This is a genomic window from Streptomyces spiramenti (assembly GCF_012034385.1).
In the GTDB taxonomy this organism is placed as follows: domain Bacteria; phylum Actinomycetota; class Actinomycetes; order Streptomycetales; family Streptomycetaceae; genus Streptomyces; species Streptomyces spiramenti.
Genome location: NZ_JAAVJB010000103.1, coordinates 1 through 17,897, shown reverse-complemented (window position 1 = coordinate 17,897; position 17,897 = coordinate 1). Strand labels below are relative to the sequence as shown.

At 73.6% G+C, this 17,897-nt stretch carries 11 protein-coding genes; 4 read left to right on the top strand and 7 right to left on the bottom strand.

The window, feature by feature from the left end; all coding sequences use genetic code 11:
* The 3 genes from HCJ92_RS13820 to HCJ92_RS13810 form a co-directional block, all read right to left on the bottom strand.
* On the bottom strand, positions 1 to 2,083 hold a 2,083-nt coding region (locus HCJ92_RS13820; protein ID WP_209311101.1), incomplete at its 3' end, for a DEAD/DEAH box helicase family protein.
* Positions 2,080 to 2,736 (bottom strand): MBL fold metallo-hydrolase, encoded by a 657-nt coding sequence (locus tag HCJ92_RS13815; RefSeq protein ID WP_167933872.1) that lies wholly within the window; start codon positions 2,734 to 2,736, stop codon positions 2,080 to 2,082. The genes HCJ92_RS13815 and HCJ92_RS13820, both read right to left, overlap by 4 nt.
* 49 nt (positions 2,737 to 2,785) lie before the next feature.
* Entirely contained in the window at positions 2,786 to 3,478 is a 693-nt protein-coding gene (locus tag HCJ92_RS13810; protein ID WP_167933871.1) for a maleylpyruvate isomerase family mycothiol-dependent enzyme, read from the bottom strand.
* A gap of 331 nt (positions 3,479 to 3,809) precedes the next feature.
* On the opposite strand from HCJ92_RS13810, the gene uvrA reads away from it, so the two are divergent.
* From uvrA to HCJ92_RS13795, 3 genes are all read left to right on the top strand, one after another.
* Entirely contained in the window at positions 3,810 to 6,821 is a 3,012-nt protein-coding gene (gene uvrA / locus HCJ92_RS13805; RefSeq protein ID WP_167933870.1) for an excinuclease ABC subunit UvrA, read from the top strand.
* A 60-nt stretch (positions 6,822 to 6,881) separates the two neighbouring features.
* Entirely contained in the window at positions 6,882 to 7,403 is a 522-nt protein-coding gene (locus HCJ92_RS13800; RefSeq protein WP_338054169.1) for a Rieske (2Fe-2S) protein, read from the top strand.
* 451 nt (positions 7,404 to 7,854) lie between these two features.
* Positions 7,855 to 11,298 carry a phosphodiester glycosidase family protein gene (locus HCJ92_RS13795; RefSeq protein ID WP_167933869.1) on the top strand — a complete coding sequence of 1,148 codons (3,444 nt, stop codon included), beginning with the start codon at positions 7,855 to 7,857 and terminating at the stop codon, positions 11,296 to 11,298.
* Positions 11,299 to 11,494: 196 nt separating this feature from the next.
* On the opposite strand, the gene HCJ92_RS13790 is transcribed toward HCJ92_RS13795, so the two are convergent.
* Together HCJ92_RS13790 and uvrB are read right to left on the bottom strand one after the other, a co-directional pair.
* On the bottom strand, positions 11,495 to 12,076 hold the full coding sequence (locus HCJ92_RS13790; protein WP_167933868.1) for a TerD family protein: 582 nt from the start codon (positions 12,074 to 12,076) through the stop codon (positions 11,495 to 11,497).
* Between the two features lie 177 nt (positions 12,077 to 12,253).
* Positions 12,254 to 14,365, bottom strand: coding sequence for an excinuclease ABC subunit UvrB (uvrB, locus tag HCJ92_RS13785; protein ID WP_167933867.1), 2,112 nt, complete (start codon positions 14,363 to 14,365; stop codon positions 12,254 to 12,256).
* 190 nt (positions 14,366 to 14,555) lie between these two features.
* Between uvrB and HCJ92_RS13780 the strand changes: the two genes are divergently transcribed.
* Entirely contained in the window at positions 14,556 to 15,491 is a 936-nt protein-coding gene (locus HCJ92_RS13780) for a glycerophosphodiester phosphodiesterase (protein WP_167933873.1), read from the top strand.
* 93 nt (positions 15,492 to 15,584) lie between these two features.
* Here the strand turns inward: HCJ92_RS13780 and HCJ92_RS13775 are convergent, their stop codons facing one another.
* Positions 15,585 to 16,352 carry a M23 family metallopeptidase gene (locus HCJ92_RS13775; RefSeq protein ID WP_167933866.1) on the bottom strand — a complete coding sequence of 256 codons (768 nt, stop codon included), beginning with the start codon at positions 16,350 to 16,352 and terminating at the stop codon, positions 15,585 to 15,587.
* Positions 16,353 to 16,800: 448 nt separating this feature from the next.
* Positions 16,801 to 17,625: a PIG-L deacetylase family protein gene (locus HCJ92_RS13770; RefSeq protein ID WP_167933865.1), complete on the bottom strand. Its 825-nt coding sequence runs from the start codon at positions 17,623 to 17,625 to the stop codon at positions 16,801 to 16,803.
* Positions 17,626 to 17,897: the final 272 nt, after the last annotated feature.

Sequence of the window (17,897 nt, the reverse complement as noted above, 5' to 3'; positions counted from 1 at the left end):
GCGGGGAGCCGCGGCCGGCGCTGACGCGCAGCAGGTGGCCCAGGCGGTCCTCGTAGGGGGCGCCGACCCGCCACAGCTCCCGGGTCCGGGACCGCTCCCGGGCGCGGTCGAGCATGGCCGCGTTGAAGGCGTCGAAGGTGTCCGCGGGCGGGGGCGCGTAGGGCGACAGCGACGCGTCCACGTGGGCGACGCCCGCCAGCACCGCCCCGCTCTCGGGGACGCCGAGGTAGCCGTCGTGCTTGCGGACGAAGCGGTCCCAGTCGGATGTGCCGCGGGGGTGGTCGGGAGCGACGCAGACCACGGACCAGGTGTTGGCGGCCTTGGCCGGCCATCGCGGATCCAACCGGAGCGCCCGGCCCCGGGTCTGGACCACCGCGGTGGGGGTGGTCGCCTCCGTGAGGTCGACGAGGGTGTTGACGCGGCGGGCGTTCCACCCCTCACCGAGCAGGGCGCGGGTGCCGACCAGCGCCCGGCTGTGGCCCTCCTCGAAGAACGCCGTGACCAGCGCAACCCATCGGCGGCTCGTCCAGCTGCCGGTCACCTCGGCGGTGCCGGGGGTGTCGGCCAGCGGGCGGACCGCGAGGTCGAGGTCGCGGCGGCGCTCGCGGCACCAGTCGGCGAAGGCCGCGGCGGTGCCGGGCGCGGCGGCGACGGTCCGACCGGTGACCAGCATCGGCGCGAGCGGGGCGGTCCGGGGGTCGGCGGCGAGCGTGCCGAGCACGAGCCTGGCGGAACCCGCCTCGGCGTCGAGGACACCGTCCAGCCGGGCCGGCAGGGTGGCGGTGGCGCGTTCGTGGTCGCAGACGACGACCGCGCGCAGCCCGTCCCCCAGGGCGTCCGCCTCGGTGGCGAGAATCTCGGTGACCGCCGCGGTCCGCGCGGCGCTGCGGGCCAGTACGCGGTCCAGCGGTGACCGGTCCCGGCGGACGCCGCGCGCGGTGAGGCGGTGGCCGACCGCCGGGAGCGCGGCCCGTACCTCGTCCTCGGCCGCCCGGTCGGCCGGAGTGCCCGAGACCCGCAGGCAGCGGCGGACCCAGTCGTCGATGAGGCGGACCCAGTCCTCGGCGCGGGGCGGGTGGCGGTGCTCCTCGCGGAGGCGGGCGCCGACGGGCAGCGCCAGCAGCCCGTGGTGGTGCAGGCGCAGCGCCGCGTCGGCGAGGGCGGGCTCCGCCGCGGCGAACCGGTGCCAGGGGACCACCGGGGCGGGAGCGCCCCCGGCGGGTCCGGGACCGTCGGGGCCTGCGCGTTCCACCACGCGGCGGTCGAGCCAGGGCAGGAGGTCGGTGCTGGCGAAGCCGGGCTCCGTCAGCCGCGTGACCAGCTCGGTGAAACGTTCCGCCTCACCCGCGAGCCAGGAGTTCTCGGTGGCGGTGGGGGTGGTGAGCCAGGCAAGTTCGGCGTAGGGAGCGAGGTGTCCCTCGCGGACCGCGGCGGGGATCGATGGGCCGCGCACCGCGGGCCCGAAGAGCTCCTCGACCAGCTCCGCCTGCGCCCGGGTGAGGCGCTCCGGCGGCGTGGCGGTCAGCCCGACGACGGTGGCCGAGGGAAGTTCCCGCAGCACCTCGGCGAGGAGTTCCCCCCATGTCTCCAGCAGGTGGTGGCACTCGTCGAGGAGCAGCGTGATCTCACCCGCGCCCCGCATGGCCTCCACCAGTTCCCTGCCGCCCGGACGAAGCCGGTGCAGATGGCCGGTGCCGGCGCCGTCCTCGGCCACCTCGGCGTCCGGATCGAAGGTGGCGAGCGCCTGGTAGGTGAGAACGGTCACGGCCGCCACGAGGTCGCGGGAGGTGCCCGCGGCCTCCGGCTCGGGGCGGAAGGACGCCCACTCGCGGACCCACTGCCCCTGGATCGCGGTGTTGGGACCGAGGACGACGACCGGACGTCCCAGGCGCCGCGCCGCCTCCAGCCCGGTGAGGGTCTTGCCCAGCCCCGGCGGGAGGACCACCCAGGCCCGGCGGTGGCCGTCCGCGAGCACCCGCTCCAGGCCGGCCAGCGCCTCGCGCTGGTGGCGCCGGAGCGGATGGGGCGGCCGGGGGCCGACCCAGGTCGCCGCGACCTCGGCGTCGGCGGGCTCGGCCGTCACCAGCCTCGTTCGCGCCAGGCTGCCAGCTGCGGCCGTTCCGCCCCGAGGGTGGTGTCGGCACCGTGGCCGGGGTAGACCCAGGTCTCGTCCGGCAGCACGTCGAAGAACCTGGTCTCCACGTCGTGCAGCAGCGTGCGGAACGCCTCGGCGTCGCCGAAGGTGCTGCCGACGCCGCCGGGGAAGAGGCAGTCCCCGGTGAACAGGTGCGGGTGGCCCCGGGGGTCGTCGTAGACCAGGGCGATCGACCCCTCGGTGTGGCCGCGCAGGTGGCGTGCGACGAGCCGGCAGTGCCCGACCGACAGCTCGTCCCCGTCGTCGAGCGGCACGTCGGTCGCCACGGGGATGCCCTCGGTGTCGAGCCGCCCGGCGTAGGTGCGGGCGCCGGTGGCTGCGATGACGTCGGCGAGCGCCTGCCAGTGGTCCCCGTGCCGGTGAGTGGTGACGACGGAGGCGACGGAGTCGTCCCCGATCAGCCGCAGCAGGGTCTCCGGCTCGTTCGCCGCGTCGATCAGCAGCTGCTCGCCGGTCTCGCGGCAGCGGAGGAGGTAGGCGTTGTTCTCCATGGGGCCCACGGCCACCTTGGAGATCAGCAGCCCGGCGAGCTGGTGCACCTCGGCGGGGCCGCCGACGGTGACCCGTCCCGTGTACGTCATGGGTTCCTGCCTTCCAGCATCACGGCTCCGGTGGCGGTCGGACAGCGTCTCACAGCGGGGGAAGCACGGGCAGCGGCGCACCGGTGGCGGTGAGGCCGCTGCCCGTGGTGCGCCCGGAGAGCCAGCCGACGAGGGCGGCGGGGTTCCCGGCGACGACCAGGGCGGGGCCCTCGGTCCCGCCGGTGGGCCAGCTGCGGCCGTCCTCGGCCCGCACCTCGACGGGCGGGACCGCGGCGTTGCCCTGGTAGCGGCGGGTGAGGTAGCCGAGCGCGCGGTCGGTGAAGGCCCCGGAGAAGTCGCTGACGTCGCGGTCGACGCCGAGGTCGACGTGGTGCAGCTCCACTTCCAGCCAGCGACGGAACGGCACCCCGGAGGCCGAGTCGGTCACCCCGTTCCGCAACGCCACGGTGGCGCCCCAGGCGTTGTCCGGCCGGGCGTCGAAGGCGTCGCGCAGCCGATCGGCGGCGGCCCTCAGGTCGACGAGCTGGTCGGAGGGGGCGCGGCCGGCACCGGCCTCGATGTCGCGGTCACGGGTCCCGGCGTCGGCGTACATGGGTCTGCCCTCCATCACGTTGACGAGGGCGTCCGCGTTGCGGGCGAGGTGGGCGAGCACGTGGCCCCGGCTCCAGCCGGGCAGCCGGGAGGGGGCGGTGAGCGCGGCCTGGTCGAGGCCGGGGACCGTGGCGAGGAGTGCGTCGGTGGCGCGGGCGAGACCGGAGAGGTCAGCTTCGGGTCGGCTCATGATCACCACGCTATACCGGTGCCCGGGGCCCCGGGAGGGGGCGTCGCGGCCCGTTCGGCGACCGGGAGGGCGCCGGTGGGTCGCCGGGGAGGGGCGAGCGAGCGTCCGGGCGGGGCGTCGGGGCGGGGGCGGACCCCCGGCGGTCCATGATCGAACAGCTGTTCTTGTACGCTCGGTCTCCTCACCTCTCCCGCGCGGGCCGCTTCTGTCGGACCCCCGGCCTACGCTGGGAGGAGTCATACCCTTCTGCCCGGGGGGCCGCATATCCCCGGCCCGCGCCAGGCGCGGCCTCCGGCCCCTCGCCGCCCCCATCCGAAAGGTGCCAACCGGCGTGGCCGACCGACTTCTCGTTCGCGGCGCTCGCGAGCACAACCTCAAGAACATCTCCATCGAGCTCCCGCGCGACTCGCTGGTCGTGTTCACCGGACTGTCCGGGTCGGGCAAGTCCTCGCTGGCCTTCGACACCATCTTCGCCGAGGGGCAGCGCCGCTACGTCGAGTCGCTGTCCGCCTACGCCCGGCAGTTCCTCGGCCAGATGGACAAGCCCGACGTGGACTTCATCGAGGGCCTCTCCCCCGCGGTCTCGATCGACCAGAAGTCCACCTCCCGCAACCCGCGCTCCACCGTCGGCACGATCACCGAGGTCTACGACTACCTGCGCCTGCTCTTCGCCCGGATCGGCAAGCCGCACTGCCCGGAGTGCGGGCGCCCCATCGCGCGGCAGTCCCCGCAGGCCATCGTCGACAAGGTGCTCGGCCTGGAGGAGGGCAGCCGCTTCCAGGTGCTCTCCCCGCTGGTGCGCGAACGCAAGGGCGAGTTCGTCGACCTCTTCGCGGACCTCAGCTCCAAGGGCTACAGCCGGGCACGGGTGGACGGCGCGGTGGTCCAGCTCTCCGAGCCGCCGACGCTCAAGAAGCAGGAGAAGCACACCATCGAGGTGGTCGTGGACCGCCTCACCGTCAAGGACAGCGCCAAGCGGCGGCTGACCGACTCGGTGGAGACGGCCCTCGGGCTCTCCGGCGGCATGGTGGTGCTCGACTTCGTCGACCTCGACGAGAACGACCCGCAGCGCGAGCGGATGTACTCCGAGCACCTGTACTGCCCGTACGACGACCTCTCCTTCGAAGAGCTGGAGCCGCGCTCCTTCTCCTTCAACTCCCCCTTCGGCGCCTGCCCCGACTGCTCCGGGCTTGGCTCCACCATGGAGGTGGACCCGGAGCTGGTGGTGCCGGACGAGGCGAAGTCGTTGGAGGACGGCGCCCTGCACCCCTGGTCGCACGGCCAGACCAAGGGGTACTTCCAGCACCTGACCAACGCGCTGGCCCAGGCGCTCAACTTCCGTACCGACATCCCCTGGGCCGGGCTGCCGCAGCGGGCACGCAAGGCCCTGCTGTACGGCCACCGCACCAAGATCGAGGTGCGCTACGAGAACCGCCACGGCCGCGAGCGGGCCTACCAGACGGTCTTCGAGGGCGTGATTCCCTTCATCCGGCGCCGCCACGGCGAGTCGGAGAGCGACGCCGGCCGCGAGCGGCTGGAGGGGTACATGCGGGAGGTGCCCTGCCCCGCCTGCAACGGCAGCAGGCTGAAGCCGGTGGTGCTGGCCGTCACCGTCAAGGACCGCTCGATCGCCGACATCTCCTCCATGTCGATCAGTGAGTGCGCCGACTTCCTGCGGGAGATGAAACTCGACGCCCGCGAGAAGAAGATCGCCGAGCGGGTGTTGAAGGAGGTCAACGAGCGGCTGCGGTTCCTGGTCGACGTGGGCCTGGACTACCTCTCACTCGGCCGCACCGCCGGCTCGCTCTCCGGCGGCGAGGCGCAGCGCATCCGGCTCGCCACACAGATCGGCTCCGGCCTGGTCGGCGTCCTCTACGTGCTGGACGAGCCCTCCATCGGACTGCACCAGCGCGACAACCACCGGCTGATCGAGACCCTCGTCCGGCTGCGTGACCTCGGCAACACCCTGATCGTGGTGGAGCACGACGAGGACACCATCAACGCGTCGGACTGGGTGGTCGACATCGGCCCGGGCGCCGGCGAGCACGGCGGGGAGGTCGTGCACAGCGGCCCGCTGGCCGGGCTGCTCACCAACGAGAAGTCCCTCACCGGGCAGTACCTCTCCGGCCGACGGCAGATCGCCATGCCCGCGGAGCGGCGCCCGATCGACACCGACCGGCGGCTGACGGTGGTGGGCGCCCGCGAGCACAACCTGCGGGACGTCGACGTCAGCTTCCCGCTCGGCGTGCTCACGGCGGTGACGGGGGTGTCCGGGTCGGGCAAGTCCACCCTGGTCAACGACATCCTCTACACCCATCTCGCGCGTGAGCTCAACGGCGCCCGCTCGGTGCCGGGCCGCCACACCCGCGTCGAGGGGGACGATCTGGTGGACAAGGTCGTGCACGTGGACCAGTCCCCCATCGGCCGCACCCCCCGGTCGAACCCCGCCACCTACACCGGCGTCTTCGACCACGTGCGGCGGCTGTTCGCGGAGACCACCGAGGCGAAGGTCCGCGGGTACCTTCCCGGGCGGTTCTCCTTCAACGTCAAGGGTGGCCGCTGCGAGAACTGCGCCGGTGACGGCACCATCAAGATCGAGATGAACTTCCTGCCGGACGTCTACGTCCCCTGCGAGGTGTGCCACGGCGCCCGGTACAACCGGGAGACGCTGGAGGTCCACTACAAGGGGAAGTCGATCTCCGAGGTCCTCGACATGCCGATCGAGGAGGCGGCCGAGTTCTTCGAGGCGGTCCCGGGCATCGCCCGGCACCTGCGGACCCTGAAGGACGTGGGCCTCGGGTACGTCCGGCTCGGCCAGCCGGCGCCGACGCTCTCCGGCGGCGAGGCGCAGCGCGTCAAGCTCGCCTCCGAACTGCAGCGCCGCTCCACCGGACGCACCGTCTACGTGCTGGACGAGCCCACCACCGGGCTGCACTTCGAGGACATCCGCAAGCTGATCGACGTGCTCTCGGGCCTGGTCGACAAGGGCAACTCGGTGATCGTGATCGAGCACAACCTCGATGTGATCAAGACCGCCGACTGGGTCGTGGACATGGGCCCCGAGGGCGGTTCGGGCGGCGGGCAGGTGGTGGCCGAGGGCACCCCGGAGCAGGTCGCGGCCGTACCCGCCAGCCACACCGGCAAGTTCCTCCGCGACATCCTCGGTGACCGGGTCAGCGACTCCGGGCCCACCGGCGACGTCCCCGCGAAGCGGACCACCCGCCGCACGGCGAAGGCGGAGCCGGCGAAGCGGGCGGCGAGCGGCTCCGCCGCCTCACGGAAGAAGTCGGCCGGCGGCACTGCCAAGGCGGCCGGGACCAAGGGCGGCAAGCGGGCCGGCTGACGCGACAGGGGGGCCGGGACCCCGTTCCGGGGACCGGCCCCCCTGTCGTAGGGTGCGAGCGTGACATCCGACGACATCCCGGTCAGCCGTCCCGACGTCTCCCGCCGAACCGCGGTGCCGCCCGCCGCCGGCGGCGGCACCGCTTCCACCGCGCCGCGAGGCGCCTCCCGCCGAACGGTGCTGTGCGGCGCCGCGCTGGTCTCGGCGGGCGCGGTCGGGTTGACGGCGACCGCCTGCGGCCAGGAGGGCGGGTCGCAGCCCGCCGAGGGGGTGGCCGAGCCGGTGCAGCTGGGACCGGCCGAGGACGTCCCGGTCGGCGGCACCCAGTTGTACCGCGACGAGAAGGTCCTCGTCTGCCGCCCGGAGGCGGGCGAGTACCGCGCGTTCAGCGCGGTCTGCCCGCACGCCGGTTGCGTCCTCTCCGGCATCCGCGACGAGGTGGCGGTGTGCAGCTGCCACGGTTCCACCTTCGAACCGGCCACCGGTGAGGTGCTGCGCGGCCCCGCCGAAGAGCCGCTGACGCCGCTGGAGTTGGAGATCGACGCCGGCGACGGCCTCATGGTGGCCCGCCCGCAGTCCTGACGCGGCCCGCGACCGTGGGGGCGGCCGACCGCGCGACGGCCGGGGCGACTTCACGCCCCGCGCCGCGCGGACTCCGCGCAGAGACCACCCTCCGCCGACCCGCCCGGCAGGGCTCGCCTCCCCTCCGCACCGGCGGGCCGGCAGCCCTGCGGGCACTCCCGCTCGCGGGGTGCCGATGCCTGCCTCGGACCGCGGTGAGCAGCCACGACACCGAACAGCGGCGGCGCGCGGTGGCGTTCGCGCGCTGCTGCGATCGGGTGCGGAGGGCGCCCGGCACGCGGTATTCGGGCGCATCGGGACGACGCCCCGCTCCACCTCCGCGCTCCTGAGCTTTCACTGGTCTGTCATGTGGACGTTGTGACGTACCACTGGTGCCCGTTGTGATTCCCTTGCGACTCTGAGCGACCGGGTGCGCACACGTGTGCCCGCGTCCACGTCCCAGGGAGACCCTGTGTCTGGTACCCGCCAGCCATGGCGCCGCGTCCGCGGCGCGTTCCCCCTCGCCGCGACCGCGGTGGCGGCGGCGCTCGCCGTCGGTCTGATCCCCCCGGCAACCGCCCAGACCCCCTCACCCGATCCGACCGCCCGCGGGGTGGTCGACGGCGACGGTACCGAGATCGCCACCGCGACCCGACCGTTGGCTCCCGGCGCCGAGCTCGCCGGGACGCAACGGCTGGAGTCCGACAAGTGGTTGGACGTCCAGACCGTCACCGTCGACCTCGCCGCCGATCTCTCGGTGGACTACCTGGCCACGGAGGACGTCGCCGACGCGGCGACGGTCGGTGACCTCGCCGCCGCACACGACCCCGGCGCAGGGCGAGCCACCGTCGCCGCGATCAATGCCGACTTCTTCGACATCAACGCCACCAACGCCCCGCTGGCCCCGGGCATCCGGGACGGCGAACTGGTGCAGTCCGGCAGTCTGAACCGCACCACCGTGGTCGGTGTCGACGACGACGGCTCCGGCCGCGTCCTCGACGTGCTGTTCGACGGCAAGGTCACCGGCCCGGAGGGCGAGGCGGCCATCACCAGCTTCAACGCCGCCTCGCTGCCGGCCGACGGCATCGGCGTCTACACGGCCGACTGGGGCGAGGCCGACCGGCTGCTGCCGGTGCTCGGCGCGCAGCAGGTCACCGAGGTCGTGGTGGAGGAGGGCCGGGTGACCGCGGTGTCGGAGAAGCCCGGGCGCGAGCGGGTGCCCGCCGAGGCGACCGTGCTGCTCGGCCGGGACGCCGGCGCGGTGGCACTCTCCGCGTTCGCGGCGGGCGACACCGTCGAGATGGAGTACGCCGCGCGGTCCGCGGACGGCGGTGAGCTGCCGCGCACCGCGGTCGGGGGCAACGGCCTGCTGGTCGTGGACGGCGAGGCCCAGGACTGGGAGGGCCGCCCCAACAACGCCACCGCGCCCCGCACCGCCGTCGGCTTCTCGGAGGACGGCACCGACATGTACGTGGTGGTGATCGACGGCCGCCAGGCGCACTCCGGAGGCGTCACCCTCACCGAACTCGCCGTCATGATGGAGCGGATGGGTGCCCACTCGGCCCTCAACCTGGACGGCGGCGGCTCGACCACACTGCTGGCCCGGCGGGCGGGGGCGACCGCGCTCGACCTGGTCAACAAGCCCTCCGACGGCGCCCAGCGAGTGGTGCCCAACGGTCTGGCCCTCACCGCGCCCGCGGGCGGCGGCGCGGCCACGGGCTTCCGCGTCGCCACCCGCGCCCTGCCCGCGCTCGCCCCCAACGGCGAGACGATGGGCGACGCCCGACCGGACCGTGTATTCAGCGGCCTCACCCGGCAGTTGGACGCCCACGCGCACGACGCGACCCTCGGCCCGGCCGGGGCGGCACGGCCGACCTGGTCGGGCGTGCCCGCACGGGCGGGCACGGCCGACCCCGACGGTCTCTTCACCGGCGGGGAGCCGGGCCCCGCCGTGGTCTCCGCGAGCACGGGCCGGGCGACCGGCTCGCTTGAGCTCACCGTGCTCGGCGAGTTGGAGCGACTGGAGCCGACGCGGCGCAGACTCGCGCTCTCCGGAGTCGGGGACGTGACCCGCTTCGGCCTCCTGGGCCACGACGCGGCCGGCTACTCGGCACCCGTCGAACCCCGTGACGTGACGCTGGACTACGACACCGCGCTCGTCGCGGTCGAGCCGGAGCCGGCGACCGGTGGCTGGACCGTCCGGGCACTGACCGACGCGTACACGGCGAGCACCGTCACCGCCCGCGTCGGCGAGGTGACCACCGTGCTCTCCGCCGGTGTGGGGTTGCGGGCCACCACCGTCGCCGACTTCGAGGACGTCGCCGGCTGGCGGTTCACCCACGCCCGGGCGGCCGGTGAGCTGTTCACCGAGCCGGAGGGCCAGGAGGGCGCGGCGCTCGGGGTGCGCTACGAGTTCGACCGCAGCACCGGCACCCGCGCCGCCTACGCCGCACCGGCCGGGGGCGACATCCGGGTCGCGGGGCAGCCGAGGAGCTTCACCCTCTGGCTTCGCGGCGACGGCAACGGCGCCTGGCCCTCCCTGCACCTCACGGACGCCACCGGCACCAGCCGTGTGCTGCGGGGGGAGCACCTCGGCTTCATCGGCTGGCGTCAGATCACGTTCGACGTGCCGGACGGCTTCGAGTACCCGGCGTCGGTGCACCGGCTGTACATCGCCGAGACCCGTCCGGACGCCGCCTACCGCGGCGAGATCGCCGTCGACGAACTCGTCGCCGAGACGCCGCCCGACGCCGACCTGCCCGACCCCGGCCCGGTGACCGACCCGCTGATCACCACCGCCGCCGCGACCGACGCGCGCGACTGGCGCTTCGCCCTGGTCTCCGACGCGCAGTTCGTGGCCCGTGCGCCCGACAGCGACGTGGTCGCCGCCGCCCGGCGCACGCTGCGCGAGGCCCGCGACTCGGCGCCGGAGTTCGTCGTCATCAACGGAGACTGGGTCGACGAGGGCTCGCCCGAGGACCTGGAGTTCGCGCGCGCCATGATCGAGGAGGAGCTGGGCGACGTCCCCTGGTACTACGTCCCCGGCAACCACGAGGTGATGGGCGGGTCGATCGCCCGGTGGGAGGAGGTCTTCGGCCCGCGGCAGCTGAGCTTCGACCACCGGGGAACCCGCTTCGTCACCCTGGACACCTCGTCGCTCTCGATCAGCGGCGGCGGCCACGCGCAGTGGCAGGAGCTGCGCGGACAGCTCGACGCGGCGGCCTCCGACGCGTCGATCGGATCGGTGGTCGTCATCGCCCACGTGCCGCCGCAGGACCCCGGGCCGCAGCCGGCGAGCCGCCTCACCGACCGGATGGACGCCTGGCTGCTGGAGCGGTGGCTCACCGGGTTCCGGGAGGAGACCGGGAAGGGCGCGGCGCACCTCGGTTCGCACGTCGGGCTGTTCGACTCCTACCACCACAACGGCGTGCCGTACCTGATCAACGGCAACGCGGGCAAGGGCCCGTCCGCACCGCCGGACCGCGGCGGCTTCAGCGGCTGGTCGACGGTCGGCGTCGACGAGGTGCCGGAGACCGCACGGGTCGAGGCGCTGAGCGGTGCTCGGCCCGGCGGGCCGGACTGGCTCTCCGTACGGACCCGGCCCCACGTGGACGGCCTGGTGCTGGCCGCCCCCGCCCGGCTGTCGGTCGGGGACAGCGCCCCGGTCACCGCGACGGTGGAGCAGGCGCTCGGCGGGGAGGGGGCGAGGCAGGTGCCCGCCGCGTGGCCGGTCAGTGCGGACTGGTCGGGATCGGCCGCGCTGCACGTCGGCGACCCGGCGGACGCCGCACGCCGCCACCTCGCGGTGCTCGACCCCGGCACGGGAACACTGACCGCGCTCCGGAGCGGGCGGGTGACCGTGACCGTGTCGGTCGACGGGGAGACGGCCGAGGCCACGGTCGACCTGGTGCGCTGACGGCACGGACGCGCACGCCGCGGCAGCGCGCCGGTGCCGGTGCCCGGCAGGGACGACGAAGCGGGCCCGGGAGGCCGTGAGAACCCAAGGACGGTCTCCGTCCTCCCGGGCCCGCTTCGTGGTGCCGCGGCGGGCGCCGCCGGGCGCCGGCCTCAGGAGTGGGGCGTGGCGGCGTGGTCCGCCGGGCGGCCCGGGCTCACAGGTGCGGCAGGATGTCCGGCAGCAGGTCCTTGAAGGTGCGGCCCTGCGAGGGAACGCCGATGGCGGTCATCTCCCAGCCACCGCCCTTGCGGTTGACCTTGGCCATGATCTGCGCGGTGTACGCGCCACCGCCGGTGAGGGTGTAGCGGGCGAGCTCCTCGCCGTTGGTCCGGTCCACCAGGCGGCAGAAGGCGTTCTCCACCTCGGTGAAGGTCTGGCCGGTGAAGGAGTTCACCGTGAAGACGATCTGGTCCACCTCCGCGGGGACCGAGGTCAGGTCGACGAGGATCACCTCGTCGTCGCCGCCGCCCGTGCCACCGGTCAGGTTGTCGCCGGTGTGGGTGACCGAGCCGTCCTTGCTCTTCAGCTGCCGGTAGTAGACGACGTCCGCCATCTCCCGGCCGGCGAACAGGACCGCCGAGGCGTCGAGGTCGATGTCTCCGCCGCCGAACAGCTTGCCCAGAAAGCCGGAGCGCCGCACGGCCTGCCAGCCGAGGCCCATGGAAACCGCGGAGAGCCCGCCGCCGTCGCTCTTCTCCAGGCTGATCGCCTGGCCCTTGGACAAGTTGACGCCCATGGATGTCCACTCCTGTCGCGCTCACGTCGGTCGTTCGGGCCTGACGACCCGCTCGAAACCCTACGTCAGCGCGTCCGCACGCGACCAGCGCCCCGGACGGGCGGCCCGGGCCGCCCGTGGCGCAGCCCCCTGGTCCGCGGCGGGCCGCGGAGCACGCCGCGGACCGCCGCGGACGCGTCAGGTCAGCCCGACCTCCCGCATCTGGCGGAGCTCCTTCTTCAGCTCCGAGACCTCGTCCCGCAGTCGCGCCGCCACCTCGAACTGGAGCTCCGCAGCGGCGGCGCGCATCCGCTCCGTCAGCTGCTCGATGGTGTCGGCCAGCTCGGCGGCGGGCCGGTCCGTCAGCTCGCCCTCCTCGCGCCGCTCCCGTGCCGTCCTCCCCGGCACCGGGGCCTTGCCGCGGCCCGTCTCGGCCGGTCGGCGGTAGCCGGTGGCGAGCAGGTTCTCGGTGTCGATCTCCTCCCGGATGATGTCCGAGACGATGTCGCCGATCTTCTTCCGCAGCGGCTGCGGGTCGATGCCGCGCTCCTCGTTGTACGCGATCTGCTTGGCCCGCCGCCGGTTGGTCTCGTCGATGGCCTTCTCCATCGCGGCGGTGATCCGGTCCGCGTACATGTGGACCTGGCCGGACACGTTCCGCGCCGCGCGGCCGATCGTCTGGATGAGCGAGGTCCCCGAGCGCAGGAACCCCTCCTTGTCCGCGTCGAGGATGGCGACCAGCGAGACCTCGGGAAGATCCAGGCCCTCCCGGAGCAGGTTGATGCCGACCAGCACGTCGTACTCGCCGGAGCGCAGCTCCCGCAGCAGCTCGACCCGGCGCAGGGTGTCGACGTCGCTGTGGAGGTAGCGGACCCGGATGCCCAGCTCCAGGAAGTAGTCGGTGAGGTCCTCCGACATCTTCTTGGTGAGGGTGGTGACCAGCACCCGCTCGTCGCGTTCGGTGCGGGTGCGGATCTCGTGGACGAGGTCGTCGATCTGCCCCTCGGTGGGTTTGACCACCACCTCGGGGTCGACCAGTCCGGTGGGCCGGATGATCTGCTCGACGACGCCGTCGCCGCGGGACAGCTCGTAGGGCCCGGGGGTCGCCGAGAGGTAGACCGTCTGGCCGACCCGCCCCAGGAACTCCTCCCACTTCAGCGGCCGGTTGTCCATCGCCGAGGGCAGCCGGAAGCCATGGTCCACCAGGGTGCGCTTCCGAGAGGCGTCCCCCTCGAACATCGCCCCGATCTGCGGGACGGTCACGTGTGACTCGTCGATGACCAGGAGGAAGTCCTCCGGGAAGTAGTCCAGCAGGGTGTGGGGCGCGGTCCCCCGCTCCCGGCCGTCGATGTGCAGCGAGTAGTTCTCGATGCCGGAGCAGGTGCCGATCTCGCGCATCATCTCCAGGTCGTAGGTGGTGCGCATCCGCAGCCGCTGCGCCTCCAACAGCTTGTTCTGCCGCTCCAGCTCCGAGAGCCGGCCCGCCAGCTCCGCCTCGATACCGGCGATCGCCTTCTCCATGCGCTCCGGGCCCGCCACGTAGTGGGAGGCGGGGAACACGAAGAGCTGCTGCTCGTCGGAGACGACCTCGCCCGTCAGCGGGTGGAGCGTGGAGAGCGCCTCGATCTCGTCACCGAACATCTCGATGCGGACCGCCAGCTCCTCGTACACGGGGAAGATCTCCACCGTGTCGCCGCGCACCCGGAACGTCCCCCGGGTGAACGCGGTGTCGTTGCGCGCGTACTGGATGTCGACGAACCGCCGCAGCAGGGCGTCCCGGTCGAACTCCTCACCCACCCGGAGCGGGACCATCCGGTCGACGTACTCCTGCGGGGTGCCCAGACCGTAGATGCAGGAGACCGAGGCGACGACGACCACGTCCCGCCGGGTGAGCAGCGAGTTGGTCGCGCTGTGGCGCAGCCGCTCCACCTCGTCGTTGATCGAGGAGTCCTTCTCGATGTACGTGTCGGTCTGCGGGACGTACGCCTCGGGCTGGTAGTAGTCGTAATACGAAACGAAGTACTCGACGGCATTGTTCGGCAGCAGCTCGCGGAACTCGTTGGCCAGCTGCGCGGCCAGCGTCTTGTTCGGCGCCATCACCAGCGTCGGTCGCTGCAGCCGTTCGACCATCCATGCGGTGGTCGCGGACTTGCCGGTGCCGGTGGCGCCGAGCAGGACGACGTCGCTCTCCCCCGCACGCACCCGTCTCTCCAGCTCGTCGATGGCCGTCGGCTGGTCACCGCTGGGCTGGTAGGGACTGACGACCTCGAGGGGCGCCACAGTGCGTTCGATGTCGGAAACGGGTCGCATGACCCCACGGTACGACCAGCCACGGACACCGCACGGCGACGAGCGGGACGGACGCCGGGTGCGACCGCCCGGACACCGGCTGTTCCGCCGATGGGCCGCCGTTCGCCCGTATGGGTACACCGCGCGCGGGCAGCATCCCCCGGGTGTCCCCCCACGACCCAAGGAGTTCCCGGTGTCCCTGCACTCAGCCATGACGACTCTCGGGTCGGCGTTCGTCGCCGTCACCCTCGCCCTGACCGCAGCCACCCCCGCGGGTACGTCGGCGGGGGCGGCCGGCGAGCCGTCGCCCGCCGCCGCGGGCGCCCCCGCTCCCGACCGCTCCGGCGGGCCGGCGGTGGTGGCCCATCGCGGCGCCTCCGGGCACGCGCCGGAGAACACCCTGGCGGCCGTGGACGCCGCCGCCGAGCTGGGCGTGGAGTGGGTGGAGGTCGACGTCCAGCGCGCCGGTGACGGCGAGCTGGTGGTCCTGCACGACAACGACCTGGCCCGCACCACCGACGCGGCGGAGCGCCATCCCGACCGGGCGCCCTGGGGACTGGACGACTTCTCCTACCCCGAGATCGCGGAGCTGGACGCGGGGTCCTGGTACGGGCCGGAGTTCGCCGGGGAACGGGTACCCACGCTCGGCGAGGTGCTGGACCGGATGGACGAGCACGGCCAGAAGCTGCTGCTGGAGGTGAAGTCGCCGGAGCTGTACCCCGGGATCGAGGCCGACGTCGTCGCCGAGCTGCGCGAGCACGGCTGGCTGGCGCCGCGCACCCTGCGCACCTCGCTGGTGGTGCAGAGCTTCGACGCCGCCTCGGTGCGGACCCTGCACGAGCTCGCGCCCCGGGTGCGGACCGGGCTGCTGGGCAACCCGCCGGTGGCCCGGCTCGCGGACCACGCGGAGTACGTGGACCAGATCAACCCCCGCCACACCACCGTGACGGCCGACTACGTGGCCGCGATCCAGGAGCTGCGGGGCGCGCACGGGCGGAAACTCCAGGTGAACGTCTGGACGGTCAACGACGGGCCGACCGCGTTCGCGCTGGCCGGACTCGGGGTCGACGGGATCATCACCGACCACCCCGACGTCGTCCGGGCGGCGCTGAGCTCCGGGGTCGCGTCCCCGGAGCCCGTCTCCTGACACGCGCCGAGGCCGCACGACGCGGGCCGGCGGCCGGGCTGTCTGCCCGGCCGCCGGCCCGTTCGTGCGTGGTGTCCCGTCGTCGGGTGAGGGTCAGCCGACGCCCTGCTCCCGCAGGAACTTGGCGGGGTCGATGGCCGAACCGAAGTCGGGGGTGGTACGGATCTCCAGGTGCAGGTGGGGTCCGCTGCTGTTGCCGGTGTTGCCGGAGCGGGCGATCTGCTCGCCCGACTTCACCTGGTCGCCGACGGAGACCTGCACGTTGGAGAGGTGGGCGTACTGGGAGTAGGTGCCGTTCTCGTGCTGGACCACCACGGCGTTGCCGTAGGCGGGGCCGTCGCCGGCGCCGTTGCCGCCGGCCTTGACGACGGTGCCCTTGGCCACGGACTGCACGGCGGTACCGGTGGAGACGGCGTAGTCCTGGCCGCTGTGGCCGGCCGCCCAGCGGTCGCCGCTGTTGCCGTAGGTCGCGCTGATGGTGTAGCCGCCCGAGACCGGGGCGACCCAGCCGTTGGCCTTCTGCTCCGCCGCCTTCTTCTCCTCGGCGGCCTTGGCCTCGGCTGCCTTCTCGGCCTCGGCCTGCTTCGCCGCGCGGTCGACCGCGGTCTGCACCTCGGTCGCCTTGCCGTCGATGGCCAGCTTGGCGTCCGCGGCGGCCCCGCTCTGCCGCAGGTCGGCCTGGGCCGCCGCGTAGTGGGCCAGCTCAGTGGAGCTGCTGGTGCCGAAGAGGTCCGCGTTGCCGGTCGCCTGCGCGACCCCGCCGCCGGCCAGGAGGGCCGCGGCGCAGGCGCCGATGGTGAGGGTTCCGGCCCGGCTGCGGAGCCGGGGAAGGAAGGCGCGGGACAGGTGAGTGCGGGACATTCCGGTGAATCCTCCGATGTGTGGGGGGCGCCGGATTTCCTCGAGCGCCACCACCATTGATAGGGGGGATTTCCGGAGGGTTCAAACAGTGCTTTCCACTAGCAATGGCCGTAGGCAAGGAAAGGGAATTTGGTCCCTTCCGGAGCGGGCGGCCATGGGGTTCCGCGGCAGCACCGGAGCCGCCCCTTGGGGGCGCACGGCTGCTGCGGCAGGGGTAGGGAAGGAGTCCCGGCCGAGTTCCCGGACGACCCACGGCCCATTTCCCCGCACCTCCGGGACAAAGGTCCCGGACCTCTGTCCCGTATTTCCGCTAAGCAGGTTAGTGGGTACCGGATTCCGCGTGCGACACGTCACAGGGAACGACCGGGGAAAGGAATTCCGGCGGGACCGGGTGCCGTCCGTTTCGGGACCAACGGCCCCGCGGGCGGCGCGGGCTGCGGCTGCGCCTTCAGCGCGGAAAGAGCTCGAAGGGGACGCAGCGGTGTCCGTCGAAGCTGCCCGCAGAGGCGTCGGCGGCACCCCGGACCAGGTCGGCGCTGTAGGGGTCGGGGTCCACTCCGAGCCCCTCCAGGTACGCCCGGTGCTCCCGGAGCGAGGCGACCGCCCGCCGCAGTGCGTCCTCGCCGACCGGCTGGGCGTGGGTGGCCTGGGGTGACGCGGCCACCGCGACCCATCGCACGCCGTTCCAGGGGCTGAGCCGCCCGTCCTCCCCGGCTCCGGACGCGTTCCCCGGGTCCGCCCTGAAGGCCGCGCGGTCGAGCTGTTCCCGGAAGATCCAGCGATTGCCCGCGTCCCCGGCGGCGTCGATCGCCGCCCGGCCCACCGCCCGGTGGTCCGGGGTGTTCAGCGCGGCGCGGTCACCGAAGTGCTCGCGGTGGTTCAGCGTGACCACCAGCTGCGGCCGGTGCCGGCGGATGGCGGCGGCCAGGTCCCGGCGCAGCGCGACGCCGCCCTCCACGACCCCGTCGCGGTGGTCCAGGAACTCCACGGTGCCCACGCCGACGCGCTCGGCGCCGGCCCGCTGCTCGCGCTCCCGCAGCGGGCCGCACCGCTCGGGCGCGAGGCTGTCGATACCGGCCTCGCCGCGGGTCACCAACAGGTACCGCACATCCTTGCCCGCCGCCGTCCACTCGGCGACGGCGGCAGCGGCGCCGTACTCCAGGTCGTCGGGGTGGGCGGCGATGGCGAGGGCACGGTCCCACTCCAGGGGGAGCGGCAGGAGCGGCGGCGGGGCGCCGTGGGCTGCCGCCGGGGACTGCCGACTGTCCGTCATGGCCGCAGCCTAGAGCGCGTCGTCCGGATCTTCGCGGATCAGGCCGCGGTGTCGGGCGCGGTGCATCGCACGGCACCCGGTCGCAGCTCGTGCCCGGTCGCACTCGCGCGATGCGGCGACGCCACCGGGGCCGTGCCGTGGCGCCGCTGCCCCCCGCACGACGCACGACCCGTCCCAGGCGCTGTCCGGCACGTCGCGGCACAGCAGCGCGCGGCGTCGGGCGCGTCAGCCACCAGGCGGAAGGGCGCGGCTCGCCCCGCCCGGACGTCCTC

What these genes read in the sequence shown, in the direction of transcription:
- HCJ92_RS13815 (WP_167933872.1), bottom strand. Translation starts at nt 2,736, where the DNA reads ATGACGTACACGGGACGGGTCACCGTCGGCGGCCCCGCCGAGGTGCAC.
- HCJ92_RS13810 (WP_167933871.1), bottom strand. Translation starts at nt 3,478, where the DNA reads ATGAGCCGACCCGAAGCTGACCTCTCCGGTCTCGCCCGCGCCACCGAC.
- HCJ92_RS13790 (WP_167933868.1), bottom strand. Translation starts at nt 12,076, where the DNA reads ATGGGCGTCAACTTGTCCAAGGGCCAGGCGATCAGCCTGGAGAAGAGC.
- uvrB (WP_167933867.1), bottom strand. Translation starts at nt 14,365, where the DNA reads ATGCGACCCGTTTCCGACATCGAACGCACTGTGGCGCCCCTCGAGGTC.
- HCJ92_RS13780 (WP_167933873.1), top strand. Translation starts at nt 14,556, where the DNA reads ATGACGACTCTCGGGTCGGCGTTCGTCGCCGTCACCCTCGCCCTGACC.
- HCJ92_RS13775 (WP_167933866.1), bottom strand. Translation starts at nt 16,352, where the DNA reads ATGTCCCGCACTCACCTGTCCCGCGCCTTCCTTCCCCGGCTCCGCAGC.
- HCJ92_RS13770 (WP_167933865.1), bottom strand. Translation starts at nt 17,625, where the DNA reads ATGACGGACAGTCGGCAGTCCCCGGCGGCAGCCCACGGCGCCCCGCCG.